This window comes from Chryseobacterium kimseyorum (assembly GCF_025971945.1).
Lineage (GTDB): Bacteria > Bacteroidota > Bacteroidia > Flavobacteriales > Weeksellaceae > Chryseobacterium > Chryseobacterium kimseyorum.
Map to the genome: position 1 here is coordinate 16,284 of NZ_JAPDHW010000010.1, position 20,382 is coordinate 36,665.

Below are 20,382 nucleotides of genomic sequence, written 5' to 3' on the forward strand. Positions count from 1 at the left end.
AGTTTTTATGCTAAAAAAGTATTAGTAATTCTTCTGTTTCTGCGATCACTGACATACACAGCGTACAATTATTAAATTATATGAATTTATTAAAAGTCCCGAAGGGGATATTGCTAAATTTCAATGTAATAAATCTTTATCATGAGGGACAAGAAACTTTAATTAATAAGTATTTTGAGATGCTAATGTGATGTGCAAACCTTTTATCTCCTTTAAAACCGAAATATTCGAACTTTAAGAGAAAAAAAACTTTTGAGACTTTTGTGGTAAAAAAAATAAAAATGAAAAACCTATACATCAACAACCGTTTTTTCTTCTCACTCATCGGAGTGGGAATTCTGTATGTTTTTGCATTTTTCTTTCCGGGATTGATGAAGGTCGCTCATGTCGTTTTATTACTTGTTTTTTTAGCGGCTATGGTTGATTATCTACTGATGTTTAGAGAAAAAGATGGTGTTTTAGCACAGAGAATTTTACCTGAGAAATTATCCAACGGCGATGAAAATCCTGTAAAAGTTGATATTAAGAATAATTATAGTTTTAAGATCAATACGAAGGTAATTGACGAAATCCCGTTTCAGTTTCAGAAGAGAGATTTTTTAATAGAGAAGCAAATTGCGTCTGGTAAAAATACGTTATTTCAATACATTCTTGAGCCAAAGGAAAGAGGAGAATACAGTTTTGGAGCTTTAAATATTTTTGCGTCTTCACCATTAGGTTTTGTCTCTAAAAGATTTACATTCCAAAAAGATGCAATGTTACCGGCATATCCCTCATTTGTTCATCTCAGAAAGTATGAATTGATGGCATTGCAGAATGAATTTCTGCTTGGCGGTATCAAAAGAATCAGAAAGTTGGGTCACACCATGGAGTTTGAACAGATCAAAGAATATGTTCCCGGAGACGATGTAAGAACCATCAACTGGAAAGCGACTTCTAAGACCAACCGATTGATGGTTAATCAGTTTCAGGATGAAAAATCACAACGTATTTTTATGCTGATTGATAAAGGGAGGACAATGAAAATGCCCTTTAAAGGGTTAAGTCTTTTAGACTATTCGATTAATGCAAGTATGGCATTATCGCACATTATTCTTAAAAAAGGAGACCGCGCCGGAATGATGACTTTCTCCAAAAAGACAGAGAATAAGGTGGCTGCCGATAATAAATCTGGTCAGTTGAGAAGAATCTCAGAAGCGCTGTACAATATAAAAACCGACTTTTTTGAAAGTGATTTCAATAGACTGTATCAGGATGTAAAATATTCTGTCAACCAAAGAAGCTTGGTTTTATTATTCACCAACTTTGAAACGTTAGATGCACTAAACCGTCAGATGAAATATCTCCGCGGAATTGCTAAAAACCATTTGCTGGTAGTGGTTTTCTTTAAAAATTCAGAATTGCAGACTCTGCTTCACAAAAATCCAGAGAGTATGCAGGAAATTTATGACGAAGTGATTGCCGAAAAATTTGAATTTGAGAAGAAACTCATCATTCAGGAGTTGAGAAAGTATGGAATTTATTCTGTCTATACACTTCCTGAAAATCTAAATGTGGATGTAATCAATAAATATCTTGAGATTAAAGCGAGAGGTATTTTGTAAATTGTTTAAACTTAAATATTCAAAGTGAAAATTCCAATCATCATTTTCTGTTTTTATATCGTATTATCATGTAAAGAAAAACTGAAAACTGAAAATGATTTTGTAATTTTTACAGTAAATCCACAGGTTGAAAATATTTCGTTCTACTGGAAAGACAATGACGGAAGAATTTTGAAAAGTATCGACAATCTAAAGAAGTACGTCGAGCGAGAAGATAAGAATTTGAAGTTTGCAATGAATGGCGGAATGTTTGAAAAAAATAATTTACCAAAAGGGCTTTACATAGAAGATTTTAAAATACTAAATACTATAGATACATTAACTGGAGAAGGAAATTTCTATCTCAATCCTAATGCAATCTTTTATCTCACAAAAAATAATGATGCTGAATTAATTGAAACAGAAAAATTCAAGTACAATTCAAACATCAAGTATGCTACTCAATCTGGTCCAATGTTGTTGATTAATGATAAAATAAATCCAATTTTTAAGAAAGATTCTAAAAATCTTAATATCAGGAATGGAGTAGGACTACTGAAAGATGGAAAAGTCGTTTTTATGATGTCGAAAAAAGAAATTAATTTCTATAATTTTGCTTATCAATTCAAAGAACTTGGCTGTACAAAAGCTTTGTATTTGGATGGTTTTGTTTCAAGATCTTATTACCCTAAAGGAAATTGGATTCAAAAAGACGGAGATTTTGGAGTGATGATTGGGATAACTGAATAGAAAAAATAAAAATTAAAAATGAAAATAACACTCAACCGAATCAACGACGATTTTTTATTTGAATGCACCAATGCACAAGGCAATTCAATTCTATTAGATAACACTTCCCAGCCTGGCGCAAAAGGTGTATCACCAATGGAAAGTGTGTTAATGGCCGTTGCAGGTTGCAGCGGAATCGACGTAGTTTCAATTCTGAAAAAACAAAGACAGGAAATCACAGATTTTAAGGCTGAAGTAGAAGGAGAAAGAGTTCCTGTAGAAGACGCAAAGCCCTTTAAATCAATTAAAGTTAAATTCTTTTTAGAAGGAACGATCGATCCTAAAAAAGCCTTGAAAGCATCGGAATTATCATTCGAAAAATACTGCTCAGTTTCAAAAACTTTAGAACCCAATGTAGAAATTGGTTACGAAGTTTATGTAAACGGAGAAAAAGTAGAGCAATAGTGCAATAGAGTAGTAGTGTTTGAGAGTAGTCACGTGAAAAAAATTCATACAATTACTCTCAAACCCTCCGACTTTCAGACCCCAATTACGCCAATCTCGGCTTCATCAATTTAGCCACAGTTGCTGTCCATCCAGTCTGATGTGAAGCGCCTACGCCACGGCCGTTATCTCCGTGAAAATATTCGAAGAAGGTGATGTAATCTTTAAAGTTGGGATCGTAATTAAATTTATAATTTCCTCCGTTGAAAGCTCTTTGACCGCTCTCGTCTTTCAAAAATATTGAGCACAATCTGTTGCTGATATTAGAAGCTACTTCATCAAGATTTTTCTGCTCTCCACTTCCGGTTGGAAATTCAATTTTCAGACTGTTTCCATAGTAAAAATGAAAACGCTGAAGACTTTCTACAATTAAAAAATTAATAGGGAACCAAATAGGGCCTCTCCAATTGCTGTTTCCGCCAAACATTCTGCTGTCACTTTCTGCTGGAGTATAATAAACGATATTTTTATTCCCGTGAACGGTAAATACGAAAGGATTTTCTTCATACACTTTTGACATTGCACGAATTCCGTAAGAACTTAAAAATTCTTTTTCATCAACCATTCTGGTCAGCACTTTCTTAAGTCTTGTTTTACGAAGAATACTCATCAAATGTTTTCTTCCGCTGCCTTCCTCATCCCAGTGAGATACCAAATTGGCGAGCTCTGGTTTGTTTTTCAGAACCCAGTCCATTCTGGCTTTGAAATTCGGCATTTTATCCAGAAGATGATGATCAATAATTTCTACAGCAAATAATGGAATCAGTCCAACGATACTTCTCAATCGTAACGTAACGCTTTCACCGTTTCCAAGTTGAAGTACATCGTAGAAGAATCCGTCTTCTTCATTCCAAAGACCTTCTTTGTCTTCACCCATGTTTTCCATGGCTTCTGCGATATAGAGGTAATGTTCAAAGAATTTGATGGCCATATCTTCGTAAACCTGGTAATATTGAGCCAATTCCATGGCAATACGCATCATATTCAGTGCGTACATGGCCATCCAGCTCGTACCGTCGGCCTGTTCCAGATGTTCACCATCTTTCAGTTCCATATTCCGGTCAAATGCCCCAATGTTATCGAGTCCTAAGAATCCACCGCCGAAAATATTTTTACCGTTTTTATCTTTTCGGTTCACCCACCACGTGAAATTCAAGAGAAGTTTTTGGAAAACTTTTTCTAAGAATAGCAGGTCAGGTTTACCATTCGCTTTTTCATCAATTTTAAAAACTCTAAAGCAAGACCACGCATGCACCGGTGGATTTACATCGCTCAAGTTCCATTCATAAGCAGGCATTTGCCCATTCGGATGCATATACCACTCCTTAGTCAGAAGAAGAAGTTGATTCTTTGCAAAATCTCCGTCAATAATCGCATAAGGCACACAGTGGAATGCTAAATCCCATGTTGCATACCAAGGATATTCCCACTTATCAGGCATCGAGATAATGTCTTTATTATGAAGGTGTTCCCATTCGGTATTTCTCACATAATTATTAAAATCCCTGGGAGCTTCATGATTGGGGTCGCCTTTTAACCATTTTCCAACGTTGTAATGATAGAACTGTTTGTTCCAAAGTAATCCTGCAAAAGCCTGTCGCTGAACGTTTTTTTCGTCTTCGTTACAGACATCCTGCTGAATTTCTTCATAAAATTCATTGGCTTCAGAAATTCTTGCATTAAATATATTTTCAAAATCATAAAAAGCATCATCCAACTCGCTGGGTGCCAATCTGAATTCAAAAATCTCACATCCACCTGCTTTCACATTTGCTTCTACGATAAATGAACCTTTTGAGCCTTTCTTTTCCGGATTAATGGTGTCTTTCTGATGAACAACGAAATCGTTAATACCGTCTTTGTAGTATGCATTTTCTACTTCGGGACATCCATAAAGCTTAGGATTATTGGTTTCATTTTCACAGAAAACCCTTTGCGTATTTTTATTTTTTGAATAGAATTTTTTTAACGGAACACTGTCGTGATTGATCGTAATACAACCGTCATGAGAATCTTCAAGTTGTCCTTTATATTCGTTGTATCCCCATTTCCAGTTGTTTCTAAACCAGCCTGTAGGCATCACAACGATGGGTGCATCCTGGTTACTGCGGTTGCATACCGTAACTTTAACCAATATATCATCAATATTTCCTTTGCAATATTCAATAAAAATATCAAAGTACTCATCTTTATCAAAAATTCCGGTGTCGATGATTTCGTATTCCGGTTCTTTCTTGCTGCGTCTGGCATTTTCAGCAACCAAATCTTCATACGGAAATTTATTGATGGGATATTTGTACACCATCTTCATGTAGCTGTGAGTCGGAGTATTATCCAAATAATAAAATAATTCTTTAATATCTTCTCCGTGATTTCCTTGAGGATTGCTCAGCCCGAAAAACCTTTCTTTGATTCGTTCATCATTTTTATTCCAAAATGAAAGTGCAAAGCAAAAAAGCTGTTTGGTATCTGAGATTCCGGCAATACCTTCTTCGCCCCAGCGATATGCATAGCTTTCGGCATTATCGTGATTGGCAAAACGCCACGCATCACCGTTTGGGCTGTAGTCTTCGCGTACATTTCCCCACTGCCTGTTGCTTACGTAAGGCCCCCAGTTTAACCAGTTCTTATCTTTCAGTCTTTGCTTTTCAACACTCATATAACGTCATTTTCAATGCTAAGGTAGATTTTTTGACAAAAAAAACCAATTTTTTTAAGCTTAATAATTCTTAACATGCCTCTTAAATGCTTTTAATTAAAGGAATCTTAACGATAAATAATTTTTATTTAAATATTTAAGAGAAATGTATTATCTTTGCACCATTCGATCATTCACATATTGAAAATGTTATCAAGAAAGGTTGAGGGATAGACCCTGTGAAACCTTAGCAACCCTTTGCGCAAGCGAAGAAGGTGCTACGTTCTACCAAAATTTTTATTTTTTGGACAGATAACTTACTGAAGTTCTTTTCAGCCATTTCTCATGGCATTTTCAAATTGTATTATCAAAAAGTATAATAGAATTGAAAACAGAACTGCAACATATTAATTTTCCGTATCAAACCGATTCCCACAAGGAATACCATATCTCATTAAGCTATCAGCTTTTTGGGCAAGACCTGTTTTCTGCACCCATCATTTTAATCAATCATGCATTAACCGGAAATTCAAACGTGGCCGGAGAAAAAGGTTGGTGGAAACAGTTGATTGGTGAAGATCAGGTAATTGATACCAATAAATATACAGTGCTCTGTTTCAATATTCCCGGAAACGGATATGATGATTTTTTAATTGACGAGTGGTCAGATTTCACGCCTTCAGACATAGCCAATATTTTTCTTAAAGGTCTTGGAATTTTACATATTAAAAACCTGTATGCAATAATCGGAGGCTCGCTGGGAGGTGGAATTGGCTGGGAAATGCTGGCTAAAAATCCTGCTCTGGCTGAGCTTTTTATTCCTATTGCATGTGATTCTAAAACTCATGATTGGTTACACGCCCAATGTCTGGTTCAGAAATTTTTATTAAACGGAAATGATGAGCCACTGCAGAAAGCAAGAATTCATGCGATGCTGTGCTACAGAACACCACAGTCTTTGAACGACAGATTTCAAAATACATATAATCAGGACAAACAAAAGTTAGAATCGGAAGACTGGCTGAATTATCATGGGAAATCGCTTGCCGAAAGATTTAGTTTAAAGTCTTATCAGCTGATGAACCATTTACTGATGAACATTAATGCAAACGATAAAGATTTAGGTAAAATCAAAGCACGAATGCACATGATCTCTGTAGATACCGATCTTTTTTTTCCGGCTTCTGAAATCCGAATGTGTTTTAATAAGCTGAAAGCTGAGAAGGACGATGTTTTCTATCACGAGATCAAATCAATTCACGGGCACGACGCCTTTTTAATGGAATACGAACAGTTAAATTATATCATAAAAAATATTTTGTAGATGAAAGCGAATGCAAACGAAATAAAATTTTTTAAAAACAGATCAATCATCAAATTTGAAGGAGCAGATTTCTTAGGCGAAATCGGGATTGACGGAAGGGTTTTTAAGGCTCTTACTCTTGCGCGAATCAGTGTAGGAGTAATTTCTCAGCAGGCTGTTGAGAACGGATTGTCAATTCTTGTACACGAAGATGATTCTGAAAAAGCAGTAACCTGTCTGATCGAGGAGTTCGCTCCCGAAAGAAAATCAGGAAAAGTTTCTCAGATTTACAGCATCAACAATGTGTCTGTCATTGGTTTTGTGGCAGATGATTTAAATAAAATACTTTCAGAACTGGCGAGAAACAATGTTTTCCCGTTGCTTTTGAATCAAAACTCAAGCGAGAAGCGTATCAATATTGTGGTGACATCTTCTCAGGATGAGAAAACTAAAAACATCATTGAATCGGAAATTTTCAAGAAACCAAAAACGGTTCACCTGGCCATAATCGGTCACGGAAATGTTGGGAAAACACTAATCGAACAGGTCTTACATTCTTCCGAAGAAATTAAAAGAAGAAAAAATATCCACCTGAAAGTTGTAGCAGTAGCCAATTCCAGAAAGATTGCTTTCAATAAAAAAGGATTTGATAACACGTGGAGCGATGAGGTTTTCGCAGCTGAAAAATCTTCAAATGTTGATGAATTAATTAATTTCTCAAAAGAAAATCAGCTTGAAAACCTGATTGTTGTAGATAACACTGCAAGTGTAGACTTCGTTAAAAACTATCAGGCTTTGGCTGAAAATGGATTTGATTTGGTTTCATCCAACAAAATTTTCAATACACTTCCAATTGAAGAATACCGTAAACTAAGATATACGTTGAACAAAAATAACAAACGTTATCTTTATGAAACCAATGTAGGTGCAGGTCTACCATTAATTGATACAATCAAACTTTTACACCTTTCAGGAGAAAATATCACCAGAATTAAAGGTGTTTTCTCTGGAACATTGAGCTATGTGTTCAATAATTTTTCTTTGAGAGACGATAAATTTTCAACCATCGTAAATGAAGCTTTAGAAAAAGGCTTCACAGAACCGGATCCGAGAGAAGATTTATCAGGAAACGACGTTGCCAGAAAACTGTTGATTTTGGCGAGAGAATTAGACTTAATTAATGAATTCAGTGACATTAATATTCAAAATTTAGTTCCTGAAGCACTGCTTTCAGTTTCAAAACAGGAATTCCTTTCAAGACTGGAAGAATTGGATGAGGAATATGACAAAATAAAGAAAAATCAGGAGCCGAATCATGTTTTGAGATATGTTGGTGACCTGCATGGAGATTTACAGAAAGAAAAAGGTGAGCTGGATGTGAAATTAATTTCTGTTCCTGCAACTTCAGCTTTAGGACAACTGAAAGGTTCAGACTCAATTTTTGAAATCTACACCGAAAGTTATGGTGAAAACCCAATCGTCATCATGGGAGCCGGAGCAGGAGCAAAAGTGACTGCCCGCGGTGTTTTTGGAGATATTTTAAGATTGAGTGAAACAAAATAATTTATTGTATAAAGTAAAAAGTATAAATGTAAGTAGTCCCGAAGGGACGATTTAATAAAGGATAGGATGCAATCCTATTATTCAAAATCAGATAAAATGGAAAACGAAAATTTCGAAACCCTCGCAATAAGAACCCAAACCGAGAGAACTCAGTTTGACGAACATTCTACGCCTTTGTATCTTACTTCAAGCTTTATTTTTGAGGATGCAGAAGATATGAGAGCGAGTTTTGCTGAGGAGAAATCAAAAAATCTGTACAGCCGGTTTTCAAACCCGAACGTCACAGAATTTACAGATAAAATTGTAAAAATGGAAGGCGCAGAGGCTGGTTACGCTTTTGCCACCGGAATGGCTGCAATTTACTCTACCTTTGCAACAATGCTGAATGCGGGAGATCACATCGTGAGCTGCCAGTCGGTTTTCGGGTCTACGCACACGCTGTTCACAAAATATTTCCCAAAATGGAATATCGAAACAACGTATTTCAAGGCAGAAGATTCTGGAAATGTAGAAAACTACATCAGGCCCAATACAAAAATTCTGTATCTGGAAACACCGACCAATCCTGCGATAGAAATTTTGAACTTAGAATTTTTCGGTCAGATTGCTAAAAAACACAATCTCATTTTCATTGTAGACAACTGTTTTGCAACACCTTACCTTCAGCAGCCAATAAAATACGGAGCTGATCTGGTTGTTCATTCTGCGACGAAACTGATTGACGGTCAGGGTCGTGTTTTGGGTGGAGTAGCGGTTGGCAGAGAAGATTTAATCAGAGAAATTTATCTTTTTGCCAGAAATACAGGTCCAGCCATGTCGCCATTCAACGCCTGGGTTTTATCAAAAAGCCTGGAAACGCTTGCGATTCGTGTAGAAAGACACTGCGAGAATGCATTGAAAGTCGCAGAGTTTTTAGAAAATCATCCGAATGTTGAATTGGCAAAATATCCGTTTTTAAAATCGCATCCGAGCTATGAGATTGCCAAAAAACAAATGAAGCTGGGCGGAAACGTAGTCGCTTTCGAAATTAAAGGCGGTATTGAAGGTGGCAGAAACTTTTTAGATAAAATAAAAATGTGCTCGCTGTCTGCCAATCTGGGCGATACCCGAACGATCGTGACACATCCGGCATCTACAACGCACTCCAAACTGTCTGATGAAGAGAGAAATGAAGTGGGAATCACCGCAGGGTTAGTTCGCTGCTCGGTAGGTTTGGAAAATGTGGATGATATTATTGCAGATTTGAAGCAGGCGTTAGGGTAGGATGATTTGGGCAGCTGTATCCGCCTTCCACTCCCGCTTTTTTGCCTTCGCTGCGCTGCGGCAAAAAGAGCTCCGTTCAAGTCGGGCTGCAAAAGATTCAGCGCAGAAATTAGAAAAATTAGAATATAATTCGTGTAATTAGTATTAAAAAAAATGAAAAATTCAGCACAACTATACAAAGCCCTTTCCGAGAGAATCCTGATTCTCGACGGAGCAATGGGAACCATGCTTCAGCGTTACAAATTTGAAGAAGAAGACTACCGCGGTGAGCGTTTTAAAGACTGGGAACATCCCGTGAAAGGAAACAACGACCTGCTTTCTTTGACGCAGCCTCACGCAATCGAGGAAGTTCACAGAAAATATCTGGATGCCGGCGCCGATATTCTGGAAACCAACACATTTTCCGGAACAACCATCGCAATGGCAGATTATCACATGGAAGATCTGGTGTACGAACTCAACTACGAATCTGCAAAAATTGCCAGAAAAGTTTGTGATGAGTTTACGGTTCAAAATCCTGATAAACCAAGATTTGTGGCTGGCTCTATCGGACCGACCAACAGAACTGCTAGCTTAAGTCCGGACGTCAACGATCCGGGTTACCGTGCGATCACTTTTGAAGATTTGAGACTCGCATACAAACAACAGTCAGAAGCATTATTGGACGGTGGTTCAGATATTCTTTTGGTAGAAACAATTTTCGATACACTGAATGCAAAAGCAGCATTATTTGCCATCGACGAAATTCAGGAAGAAAGAGGAATTCAAATTCCAATCATGGTTTCTGGAACGATTACAGATGCCTCAGGAAGAACGTTGAGCGGACAGACTGCAGAAGCATTTTTGATTTCAGTTTCGCATTTGAATTTACTGAGTGTAGGATTTAACTGTGCGTTGGGAGCCAATCAATTAACGCCGTATTTGGAAACACTGGCGCACAATTCAGAATTCCACGTTTCGGCTTATCCGAATGCGGGTCTTCCTAATGCTTTCGGGCAGTACGATGAATCTCCGGATCAGATGGCTGCTCAGATTAAAGAATATGTAGAAAAAGGACTGATCAATATCATCGGTGGATGCTGTGGTACAACGCCGGAACACATCAAAGCCATTGCTGACTTGGTAGACAAATACGAGCCGAGAAAAGTGAAGGATTTTGTATGATTTTTGATTGTTGAAAATTTAGAACGAGTATAAAAACTTTTTTTAAATCCAAATCAACGATCTTATGGACAAGCCATTTTACCTTAAAAATTCCGATGATACCAAACTGTTTAATGAATTAAGAAAAAGAGTGAACCAGCGCGTAGAAACACTTCCCCAAAACAGAGATGTTTACATTCAGATCAAAGCCATTATTTTGCCTTTGGTCTATTTTGGTTTGTATGTGTTTGCGCTTTTCAATGCAGATCGGCCTTGGGTTTATATTTCGAGTTTTGTTTTGATGGGGATTTCTTTGGTTTTAATTTATTTAAATTTAATTCACGAAGCGGCGCACAACAATATCTTTAAAAATAAAAAACTCAACAGTCTCGTTTTGCAGATTTTCGATGTTGTGGGAGCCAATTCATATATCTGGAAGAAGCGGCACATCGCAGCGCATCACGCGTACCCGAACGTTGATGGCTGGGATACCGACATCGAGCAGAGCGGACTTTTACTGATCGTGCCATGGATTAAGGCTAAAGGAATTCAGAAATTCCAACATTTCTTTTTCTTTTTGGTGTATCCTTTATATTTGTTCAACTGGATGTTTATCAGAGATTTCAGAGATTTTTTTGATAAGGAAAGAGTGATTTTAAAAACACAGGGCAAAATTCCGGTTTCGGAAAAAATTAAAATGATCAGTTTCAAATTATTTTACTTTTTCTATCAGATTGCCGTTCCGGTTTTATTTTTTAAAGTTTCAATAGGTCTGGCTTTGGGTGCCTGGTTTTTACAGGTGATTGCAGCGAGTATTTTTGCGCTTTTTGTTCTGTTGCCGCTCCATCCGCTGCCAGACAATGCTTTTCCTAAGCTGGATGAGAAAAACGGACTTCCGTTCAGCTGGATCCGTCATCAGCTTGAGGTGACCAATGATTTAAAAGAAAACAACTGGTTTGTGAGAAATGTGTTGGGAAATTTCAACTTTCACGTTGCCCATCATCTTTTCCCGAACTACAGCTATATGTATTATAATGAAATCACAGAGGAAATTGAGCAGTTTGCCAAAGAAAATAATCTGGGCTACAAACGATTTCCAATTTTTACCGCTTTGGGCAAACATGTCGATTTGCTGAAGCAAAATGCAAACAACGCCTATTTTATTTTAGAAGAATAAATGGGTTAAAATATAAAAGCTGAATATTTAGTACAGTTGATCATAAAGAACTAAGTGTGCTTTTACAAGGTTAAGGTTTTGTAAAACTCAAAACAGTAAGTATTTAAAAAAAACTTAGTGTTCAAAATGATGATTAAAAAATTTAAATTAAAAACAAATCAATTTAGCGATTCCAAACATTGGTAACTGTTAAACTGATCAATTGTTAGATTAAAAAAAACATGAAATATTTAAGATTATCAGGGCTCGAGCCACTGATTATTACTCCGGAATCAAATTTTATCAACGTTGGTGAAAGAACCAATGTTGCCGGATCTAAAAAGTTTTTAAGATTAATAAAAGAAGAGAAATTTTCTGAAGCCTTAGATATCGCAAGAGATCAGGTAGATGGCGGTGCTCAGATCCTTGACGTGAATTTTGACGACGGTTTGATCGACGGAAAAGCTTCTATGATCAAATTCCTGAACCTCATTGGTTCCGAACCTGATATTTCCAAAATTCCAATCATGGTCGATTCTTCCAAATGGGAAATTCTGGAAGCCGGTTTACAGGTTGTGCAGGGGAAATGTGTGGTGAATTCCATCAGTTTAAAGGAAGGAAAAGAAGAGTTCGTAAAACACGCCAAAGCCATCAAAAGATATGGCGCCGCGGTGATTGTTATGGCATTCGATGAGGTCGGGCAAGCCGATAATTACGAAAGAAGACTTGAAATTACCAAACGTTCTTACAATATTTTGGTGGATGAGGTCAAATTTCCTGCTGAAGATATTATTTTCGATTTAAATATATTCCCTGTTGCAACAGGAATGGATGAACACCGTCGCAACGCAATCGATTTCATTGAAGCAACCCGTTGGGTAAGACAAAACCTTCCGTACGCCTCGGTGAGTGGAGGTGTTTCCAACGTTTCGTTCTCGTTCCGTGGAAATGATACGGTACGTGAAGCGATGCACTCAGTTTTCCTTTATCATGCGATTCAGGCTGGGATGAACATTGGTATCGTAAATCCGGCAATGCTTGAGGTTTATGATGAAATTAATAAAGAACTTTTAGAACTCGTTGAAGATGTAATTCTCGACAAAAGAGAAGATGCTACCGAGCGCCTTTTAGATTATTCTGAACGGAATAAATCGGTTAAAAAAGAAAAAGTAGAAGAACTCGAATGGCGTACACATCCTTTGCAGGACAGAATTACCCATTCTTTGGTTAAAGGTATCGACCGTTTCATCGAAGAAGATGTTGAGGAAGCCAGATTACAGTCTGAAAGGCCACTCCACGTCATAGAAGTTAATCTGATGACCGGAATGGGCGTTGTCGGAGATTTATTTGGAAGCGGAAAAATGTTTCTCCCACAGGTGGTAAAGTCTGCAAGGGTAATGAAGAAAGCTGTAGCTTATCTTCAGCCATTCATCGAAGCCGAAAAAGATGTGGCTCAGAAACCGAATGGAAAAATTCTGATGGCAACCGTTAAAGGCGACGTTCACGATATCGGAAAAAATATTGTGAGTGTAGTTTTGGGTTGTAATAATTATGATATTGTCGATTTGGGCGTGATGGTTCCTGCCGAGAAAATTATTCAGGCAGCCATTGATCACAACGTGGATGTTATTGGTTTAAGTGGATTGATCACGCCAAGTTTGGATGAAATGGTCTACATCGCCTCAGAACTGGAAAGACAGAATTTAAATTTCCCTTTATTAATAGGTGGTGCAACAACTTCGAAAGCGCACACTGCTGTAAAAATTGATTTAAAATATAAAAATGCTGTCGTCCACGTAAATGATGCTTCGAGAGCGGTAAACGTGGTAAGTTCATTGCTTGGAGACCGGAATAAAGAATATGTGGATGATCTGAAAAGTGATTATTCAGATTTCAGGGAAAAGTTCCTGAACAGACAGGTTGATAAAAACTATGTTTCCATTGAAGATGCCCGAAAAGATAAGTTTAAAATCGATTGGGAAAATGAAGAAATTTTCACACCCAATAATTTAGGAATTAAGGTTTTCGAAAATCAGGATTTGGAAGAACTAATTCCTTTCATCGACTGGTCACCATTTTTCAGAAGCTGGGATCTCCACGGAAAGTATCCGAATATTTTTGATGATGAGGTTGTAGGCGAGCAGGCAAAAGAATTGTTTGCAGACGGACAGAAAATACTGAAGAAAATTGTTGATGAAAAACTATTGGTTGCCAAAGCAATCTTTGGAATTTTCAAAGCCAATTCAACCGAGACGGATGACATTTTAATTTATGATGAAAATGATCAGGAAAAAGTCAAATTTTTAACGCTGAGACAACAGGTTCAGAAATCAAAAGGTAAAGATTATATCGCTCTGAGTGATTTTATTGCACCTAAAAGTTCTGGAAAGACCGATTACATGGGCGCTTTCTGCGTTTGTACAGGTTTCGGAACGGATGAACTGTCTGATCAGTATGAAAAGGACAACGATGATTACAACGCCATCATGGTAAAAGCAATCGCCGACCGTTTTGCAGAAGCGTACGCCGAATTTTTACATAAAAAAGTCCGTACAGAATACTGGGGTTACGCCAATCAGGAAAATTTAAGCAACGAAGAATTAATTGCCGAAAAATATAAAGGAATTCGTCCTGCGCCGGGTTATCCCGCTTGTCCGGATCATTTGGAGAAACATGCCATTTGGAATCTTTTAAATGTAGAAGAAGAAATTGGAGTTTATCTCACTGAAAGTTTGGCAATGTTCCCAACAGCAGCAGTTTCCGGATATTATTTTGGAAGTCCACACGCCAAATATTTTGGTTTAGGAAAAATTTCTGAAGATCAGCTGAAAGAATATTCTGTAAGGAAAGGAATTTCTTTACAGGAAGCCAGAAAATGGCTGAACCCGAATTTGGCAGACGGAATTTAAAATGAAAAAACTTTTTTCTTTTATAATTTTTATGATCTATAGTTTTGCTCTTGCGCAGAACTGTAAATATCAGCTTACAATTAATTCAGAAAATTTAAAAGAGACAGGAAAATTCAAATTAACTATTAAAAACACAGACTCTCAATCTTTCAAAATTCCGAAAAAAATTAATTTGTGTAATATGAGATTAATTGATTTGGAAATTTTTAATGAAGACACTCAGTCTTTTGAAAAAATGAATTTAGCCAAAAAAGATATTGATTGTTTTGATTTTAAAGATAAATCAATAAAGCTTAGACCTGCTAAAATCAATGTTTACACAGTTGATATTAAATCTGATTTTGCTGTGTTGCAATCGACTGATTTTTTCGAAACCTTTAATGACCGAAAATACAGATTTAAAATTTCTTTTTCTCTCGATACATACGCTCATTGCGGAGAATCAAACAATGTTGTCACCGACTGGATATACAAAAATTAAACTACTACTATAATAAATGAAAATCACAGACCACATAAAAAACGCCAACGGCAAAACTCTATTTTCCTTAGAGGTTGTTCCGCCTCAAAAGGGAATCGGGATTGAAGATTTATATAAAAATATCGACCCGTTAATGGAATTTAAACCTCCATTTATCGACGTGACGACTTCAAGAGAAGAATATATTTACATCGACAAAGGAAACGGTTTGATGGAACGCCGTATCACGAGAATGCGTCCCGGAACTTTGGGAATTTGTGCGGCAATTCAGCATAAATACAATGTAGATACCGTTCCACACTTGCTTTGCGGAGGTTTTACCAAAGAAGAAACAGAATATCTTTTGGTAGACTGTATGTATTTGGGAATCGACAATATTATGGCACTTCGTGGCGATGCGATGAAAGGCCATCAATATTTTGAAGCCACTCCAGGCGGTCATTCAAGTGCTATGGATTTGGTTAATCAGATCAACAATTTGGGGAGAGGTAAGTATCTTCACGACGATCAGGCCTGCGATGAGCACAACAAATTCTGCATAGGAGTTGCCGGTTATCCCGAAAAACACATGGAAGCCCCATCAATGAATTACGATCTGAAATGGCTCAAGCAAAAAGTGGATGCCGGCGCAGATTATATTGTGACCCAAATGTTTTTTGATAATAAAAAGTACATCGAATTTGTAACCAAGGCCCGTGAAATGGGAATTACAGTTCCTATCATTCCGGGAATTAAACCGATTGCTACTAAAAAGCATTTGAAATTATTGCCGCAGGTTTTTAAAATAGATTTGCCTGAAGATTTGATTAATGCCGTGGAAAGTGCTAAAAACAATGAAGCCGTAAAACAGATCGGCGTGGAATGGGCCATAAGCCAATGCAAGGAATTGCTTGATTTTGGCGTTCCTGTACTCCATTTTTACTCGATGGGTAAAAGTGATAATATTAAAAAAGTGGCTGGAGAGCTGTTTTAAATAGTTAATAAAAGTGAAAAGATAAGGCTTCAGAGATTTTCTGAAGCCTTATTGTATGTAATCCGTCTGATACTTTATTAATTGATCAAAAACACTTTTCGTCGTCGGTTTTGAAGAATTGGTATTAAAAATAAACATTCCGCTGTCGATATTAAAAAAGTATTTTTTTGTATCATCACTCACCGAAAACCATTTCAACAGTCCATTCACCAGATTGATATCTTCCCATCTTATTGACGATTCATCCAAATTGAATGTGTGCGGATTCTGATTTAAAGTGTCTCTGAAAATGATTTTTCTATCTTCAATGTAAATCATTCCGCTTCCCTGAAACGCTTTCAGTTTAAAGAACTCATTTTGCGTATTTCCCATATTGTACCGTACAAAAGCATGATATTCCGGAGTACCAATTTCATCCAGGAGAATTTTCTGTTTTTTCTTTCTGCTTTGTGCCGCCAAGTATGCAACCAGAAAAATAATTGCAGGAATGGATAACAGAAAAATGAAAAATAAGATAACGACAAAAATTAATGGTTCCATGATTTGATTTTTTTAAATTTTAAACTGTCGGATGCTTTTCAAACTCTTTTGTGCGGTCAAATAAATATCGGTAAGTTGCCAGTTTTCTTGTTACTTCGGTCTCCAGATGTTTTGCCAGCCCCAGCATTTTAGGGTTAAAATCCCCAATCCACTGCATTTCAAAATCCTCAAATTTTGTAGCCACACGGAAATGGTTGGCCGCCTCTACGATGAGGTAACCTTCAACGCCTTTATTTTGCCACTCCGGAAGAACTCCAAAAATTAAACCAACAAACTTGGAATTATGCTTAAAAGTTTTGTAATAAAGAAACTTCAGCTTATCTAAAAATCCAAATTTCCCATTCAGATATTTAAACCATTGATTCAGATCAGGAATATTGATCCACATCGCAATCGGATTTCCACTTTCATAAGCGAACCATGCAATATGTTCATTCATTACAGGTTTCATCGTGTTGAAAAGTTTTTTGACGTCATTCAGAGACATCTGCTTTCCGCCACCGTGGCTTTCCCATGATTTGTTATAAATTGTGTAAAAATCTTCAGCAAACTTATCCATGTTAGCCTTCGTTACGCGTTTGGACGAAAAATTTTTGTTTTTAGAATGCTTGGCGTGCATAATATTGAAAATCCTTGAAGTAGGAGCGTGGGCTTTTCTGCTGAAGCACAGTTGGTTATAATAGATTTGAAATCCGTAATTCTCAAATAGATCTTTGTAATAAGGGAAATTGTAATTCATCCCGTACAGAGGTTCAGAAAAACCTTCAATGAGTACTCCCCAAAATTTATCGCGTTCCCCGAAATTTATTGAGCCATCCATCGCTTCCATTCCTCTCTGCTGAAGCCAGTTTCTACAGTAGTCAAATATGAAATTGGCAGTCTCCTGATCATTTATGCAGTCGAAAAATCCTATCCCGCCGGTGGGTTGTTTTTCGATGTATTGTTTATTGATAAAAACAGCAACTTTTCCAACTGTCTTATGATCTTTTTTAAACAGAAATCTTTTGCTTTCACCAGTTGTAAAACACTTGTTTTTGCTGTTGTCAAAAACGCTTTCGATGTCTTTGTCTAAAGGCCGGATATACGCTTTGTCATCTTTATAAAGTCTCGCTGGAAACTCCAGAAATTCCTTTTTTTGTGCGCTATTCAGTACTTCTTCTGCAATGATCATAATTTTTCAGGCTAATATAAGGTGAAAGGTAATTCAAATTTGGGGCAAATTAAAATATAGAATTAATTTTATCCGTATTTTTGTTGCAAAATAAATAAAAATGGTTGATTTTACCGATAACGATGATGATATTTTCACAGGGAAAGAGCATACGCCGATTCGTGAAGATGCCTTTGAGAAATCGCCACAGGAAAAAATAGAAAAAATTACTGAACTTTTTGGAGAAATCATGGAAACGCTTGGTCTTGATATGACCGATGATTCATTAAAAGATTCTCCTAAAAGAGTTGCCAAAATGTATGTTAATGAAATTTTCGGTGGATTACTTCCTGAAAACAAACCCGGAATTTCTACATTTTCAAACAAATATAAATACCGCCAGATGTTGGTGGAAAAAGATATCACAGTTTACTCATTCTGCGAGCATCACTTCCTGCCAATAATCGGAAGAGCACACGTTGCTTACATTTCGAGTGGTGATGTAATCGGACTTTCGAAAATTAACAGAATTGTTGATTACTATGCGAAAAGACCTCAGGTTCAGGAGAGACTGACGATGCAGATTGTTGATGCTTTAAAAGATGCTTTGGGAACTCAGAATGTTGCCTGTATCATCGATGCAAAACACCTCTGCGTAAATTGCAGAGGAATAAAAGATACTGCAAGTTCAACAATCACAGCAGAATTAAGCGGGATTTTCAGAACAAATCCGATTACCAGACAGGAGTTTCTGCATTATGTAGGAAGCCACGCGAAATTGGATTATTAGAAGTATAGAAATGATAAAATTTAAAAAAGTTTCAAACCAGATTTTCATCACAACCATTATTTGTTGTGGCTAATTTGTAATGAATTAATCTCAAATTTCAAACCTCAAATCTCAAATCAAATAATGCAACTAAAAATATACAATTCGCTCACAGCGGAAAAAGAAATATTTACACCAATCCACGAAAATAATGTCGGGATGTACGTTTGTGGACCGACGGTTTACAGCAATGTGCATTTGGGAAATGTGCGTACCTTTCTTTCTTTCGATTTTATTTACCGAAGCTTAATGCACTTAGGCTACAAGGTAAGATATGTAAGAAATATTACCGATGCAGGACACCTTACCGACGATGGAGACGTGAACAACGACCGTTTCGTGAAGCAGACCCGTCTTGAAAAACTGGAACCTATGGAAATTGTTCAGAAATATACAGTCGATTTTCACAAAGTTCTGGAAATGTTTAATCTTCTTCCTCCGAATATTGAGCCAACAGCAACCGGTCACATCGTTGAACAAATCGAACTGACTCAGAAATTAATCGAAAAAGGTTTTGCTTACGAAAGCAACGGTTCAGTTTATTTTGATGTATTAGAATACAACAAAAGAGGTCTGAATTACGGTGAACTTTCAAAACGTAATATTGAAGAACTTTTTGCCAACACCAGAGATCTTGACGGGCAGGGCGAAAAGAAAAACCCACAGGATTTTGCATTGTGGAAAAAAGCTTCTCCTGCTCACATCATGCGTTGGAATTCTCCCTGGGGAGAAGGTTTCCCGGGATGGCACCTCGAATGTACGGCGATGAGCACGAAATATCTGGGCGACAAATTCGATATCCACGGAGGTGGAATGGATTTAAAATTCCCACACCACGAATGTGAAATCGCACAGGGAAAAGCCTGCAACGAAGTTGAACCGGTTAATTACTGGATGCACGCCAACATGCTGACCATGAATTCACAGCGTATGAGCAAGTCGACAGGAAATTATATTTTACCTAAACAGTTGGTTTCAGGTGAAAATGATTTCTTTGAAAAACCTTTTCATCCTACAATCGTTCGTTTCTGCTTTCTTCAGGCGCATTACAGAAGTGTTTTGGATATCTCCAATGACGCAATGCTGGCCAGCGAAAAAGGTTTTACAAGAATGATGGAAGCGGTAAAAGTTTTAAATTCAATTACACCAAATGATCAGAAAGAATCTGGTTTTAATCTCAAAGAATGGAAAACCAAAGCATATGATGCTCTGACAGACGATTTCAACTCACCGGTTTTGATCGCTCATTTATTTGAAGCTGTGAAATTTATTTTTGCTTTAAAAGAGGAAAAAGAAACGGTTTCCACTGAAGATTTAGCAGATTTAAAAGCAACTTTAAACGCTTTGATTTTCGATGTTCTGGGTCTTCAGGCAATTGAAGAAAATAATAATGAGAAGCTGGATCAGACGTTACAGGTTTTAATTGAACTGAGAAATCAGGCCAGAAAATCTAAAAACTTTGAACTTTCAGATCAGATCAGAGATAAACTATTGGCTGAAGGAATCGAACTGAAAGACGGAAGAGACGGAACGTCCTATGTTTTAAATTAGAAAATTTCTATAAATTAAATAATGGAAACTCTCACTTTTAAGGTGGGAGTTTTTTTATGAATTTTAA

Annotated in this window: 17 protein-coding genes and 1 riboswitch; of the genes, 14 read left to right on the forward strand and 3 right to left on the reverse strand. The window is 36.9% G+C overall.

Annotated elements, in window-relative coordinates:
* Positions 1-44: 44 nt before the first annotated feature.
* The 4 genes from OMO38_RS14275 (at position 45) to OMO38_RS14290 (ending at position 2,777) form a co-directional block, all read left to right on the forward strand.
* Complete coding sequence (locus OMO38_RS14275) at positions 45-191, forward strand: GxxExxY protein (RefSeq protein ID WP_264750980.1); 147 nt, start codon at positions 45-47, stop codon at positions 189-191.
* A gap of 90 nt (positions 192-281) precedes the next feature.
* A complete protein-coding gene (locus OMO38_RS14280) occupies positions 282-1,604 on the forward strand; it encodes a DUF58 domain-containing protein (RefSeq protein WP_264750871.1) in 1,323 nt (440 codons plus the stop codon).
* 24 nt (positions 1,605-1,628) lie between these two features.
* On the forward strand, positions 1,629-2,333 hold the full coding sequence (locus tag OMO38_RS14285) for a phosphodiester glycosidase family protein (RefSeq protein ID WP_264750872.1): 705 nt from the start codon (positions 1,629-1,631) through the stop codon (positions 2,331-2,333).
* A gap of 18 nt (positions 2,334-2,351) precedes the next feature.
* Complete coding sequence (locus OMO38_RS14290) at positions 2,352-2,777, forward strand: OsmC family protein (RefSeq protein WP_264750873.1); 426 nt, start codon at positions 2,352-2,354, stop codon at positions 2,775-2,777.
* Positions 2,778-2,862: 85 nt separating this feature from the next.
* Here the strand turns inward: OMO38_RS14290 and OMO38_RS14295 are convergent, their stop codons facing one another.
* Positions 2,863-5,475 (reverse strand): MGH1-like glycoside hydrolase domain-containing protein, encoded by a 2,613-nt coding sequence (locus OMO38_RS14295; protein ID WP_264750874.1) that lies wholly within the window; start codon positions 5,473-5,475, stop codon positions 2,863-2,865.
* 186 nt (positions 5,476-5,661) lie between these two features.
* Positions 5,662-5,773, forward strand: a riboswitch (SAM riboswitch).
* A gap of 66 nt (positions 5,774-5,839) precedes the next feature.
* Between OMO38_RS14295 and OMO38_RS14300 the strand changes: the two genes are divergently transcribed.
* The 8 genes from OMO38_RS14300 to metF all read left to right on the forward strand — a co-directional run bounded on the left by OMO38_RS14300 (position 5,840) and on the right by metF (position 16,245).
* Positions 5,840-6,778, forward strand: coding sequence for an alpha/beta fold hydrolase (locus OMO38_RS14300; protein ID WP_264750875.1), 939 nt, complete (start codon positions 5,840-5,842; stop codon positions 6,776-6,778).
* Positions 6,779-8,320, forward strand: a complete 1,542-nt coding sequence (locus OMO38_RS14305) for an ACT domain-containing protein (RefSeq protein WP_264750876.1) — start codon at positions 6,779-6,781, stop codon at positions 8,318-8,320.
* A 96-nt stretch (positions 8,321-8,416) separates the two neighbouring features.
* Entirely contained in the window at positions 8,417-9,583 is a 1,167-nt protein-coding gene (locus tag OMO38_RS14310; RefSeq protein ID WP_264750877.1) for an O-succinylhomoserine sulfhydrylase, read from the forward strand.
* Between the two features lie 153 nt (positions 9,584-9,736).
* Positions 9,737-10,747 carry a homocysteine S-methyltransferase family protein gene (locus OMO38_RS14315; RefSeq protein WP_264750878.1) on the forward strand — a complete coding sequence of 337 codons (1,011 nt, stop codon included), beginning with the start codon at positions 9,737-9,739 and terminating at the stop codon, positions 10,745-10,747.
* A gap of 64 nt (positions 10,748-10,811) precedes the next feature.
* Complete coding sequence (locus OMO38_RS14320) at positions 10,812-11,903, forward strand: fatty acid desaturase family protein (protein WP_264750879.1); 1,092 nt, start codon at positions 10,812-10,814, stop codon at positions 11,901-11,903.
* Positions 11,904-12,124: 221 nt separating this feature from the next.
* Entirely contained in the window at positions 12,125-14,791 is a 2,667-nt protein-coding gene (metH, locus tag OMO38_RS14325) for a methionine synthase (RefSeq protein ID WP_264750880.1), read from the forward strand.
* Positions 14,792-14,972: 181 nt separating this feature from the next.
* Positions 14,973-15,272 carry a hypothetical protein gene (locus tag OMO38_RS14330; RefSeq protein ID WP_264750881.1) on the forward strand — a complete coding sequence of 100 codons (300 nt, stop codon included), beginning with the start codon at positions 14,973-14,975 and terminating at the stop codon, positions 15,270-15,272.
* A 16-nt stretch (positions 15,273-15,288) separates the two neighbouring features.
* Positions 15,289-16,245: a methylenetetrahydrofolate reductase [NAD(P)H] gene (gene metF / locus OMO38_RS14335; RefSeq protein ID WP_056076163.1), complete on the forward strand. Its 957-nt coding sequence runs from the start codon at positions 15,289-15,291 to the stop codon at positions 16,243-16,245.
* A gap of 48 nt (positions 16,246-16,293) precedes the next feature.
* Here the strand turns inward: metF and OMO38_RS14340 are convergent, their stop codons facing one another.
* Both OMO38_RS14340 and OMO38_RS14345 read right to left on the reverse strand, forming a co-directional pair.
* A complete protein-coding gene (locus tag OMO38_RS14340; protein ID WP_264750882.1) occupies positions 16,294-16,785 on the reverse strand; it encodes a hypothetical protein in 492 nt (163 codons plus the stop codon).
* Between the two features lie 19 nt (positions 16,786-16,804).
* Entirely contained in the window at positions 16,805-17,956 is a 1,152-nt protein-coding gene (locus tag OMO38_RS14345; RefSeq protein WP_264750883.1) for a hypothetical protein, read from the reverse strand.
* Positions 17,957-18,056: 100 nt separating this feature from the next.
* Between OMO38_RS14345 and folE the strand changes: the two genes are divergently transcribed.
* Positions 18,057-18,725 carry a GTP cyclohydrolase I FolE gene (gene folE, locus OMO38_RS14350; protein WP_056076172.1) on the forward strand — a complete coding sequence of 223 codons (669 nt, stop codon included), beginning with the start codon at positions 18,057-18,059 and terminating at the stop codon, positions 18,723-18,725.
* Between the two features lie 123 nt (positions 18,726-18,848).
* On the forward strand, positions 18,849-20,315 hold the full coding sequence (gene cysS / locus OMO38_RS14355) for a cysteine--tRNA ligase (RefSeq protein ID WP_264750884.1): 1,467 nt from the start codon (positions 18,849-18,851) through the stop codon (positions 20,313-20,315).
* Positions 20,316-20,382 lie beyond the last annotated feature (67 nt).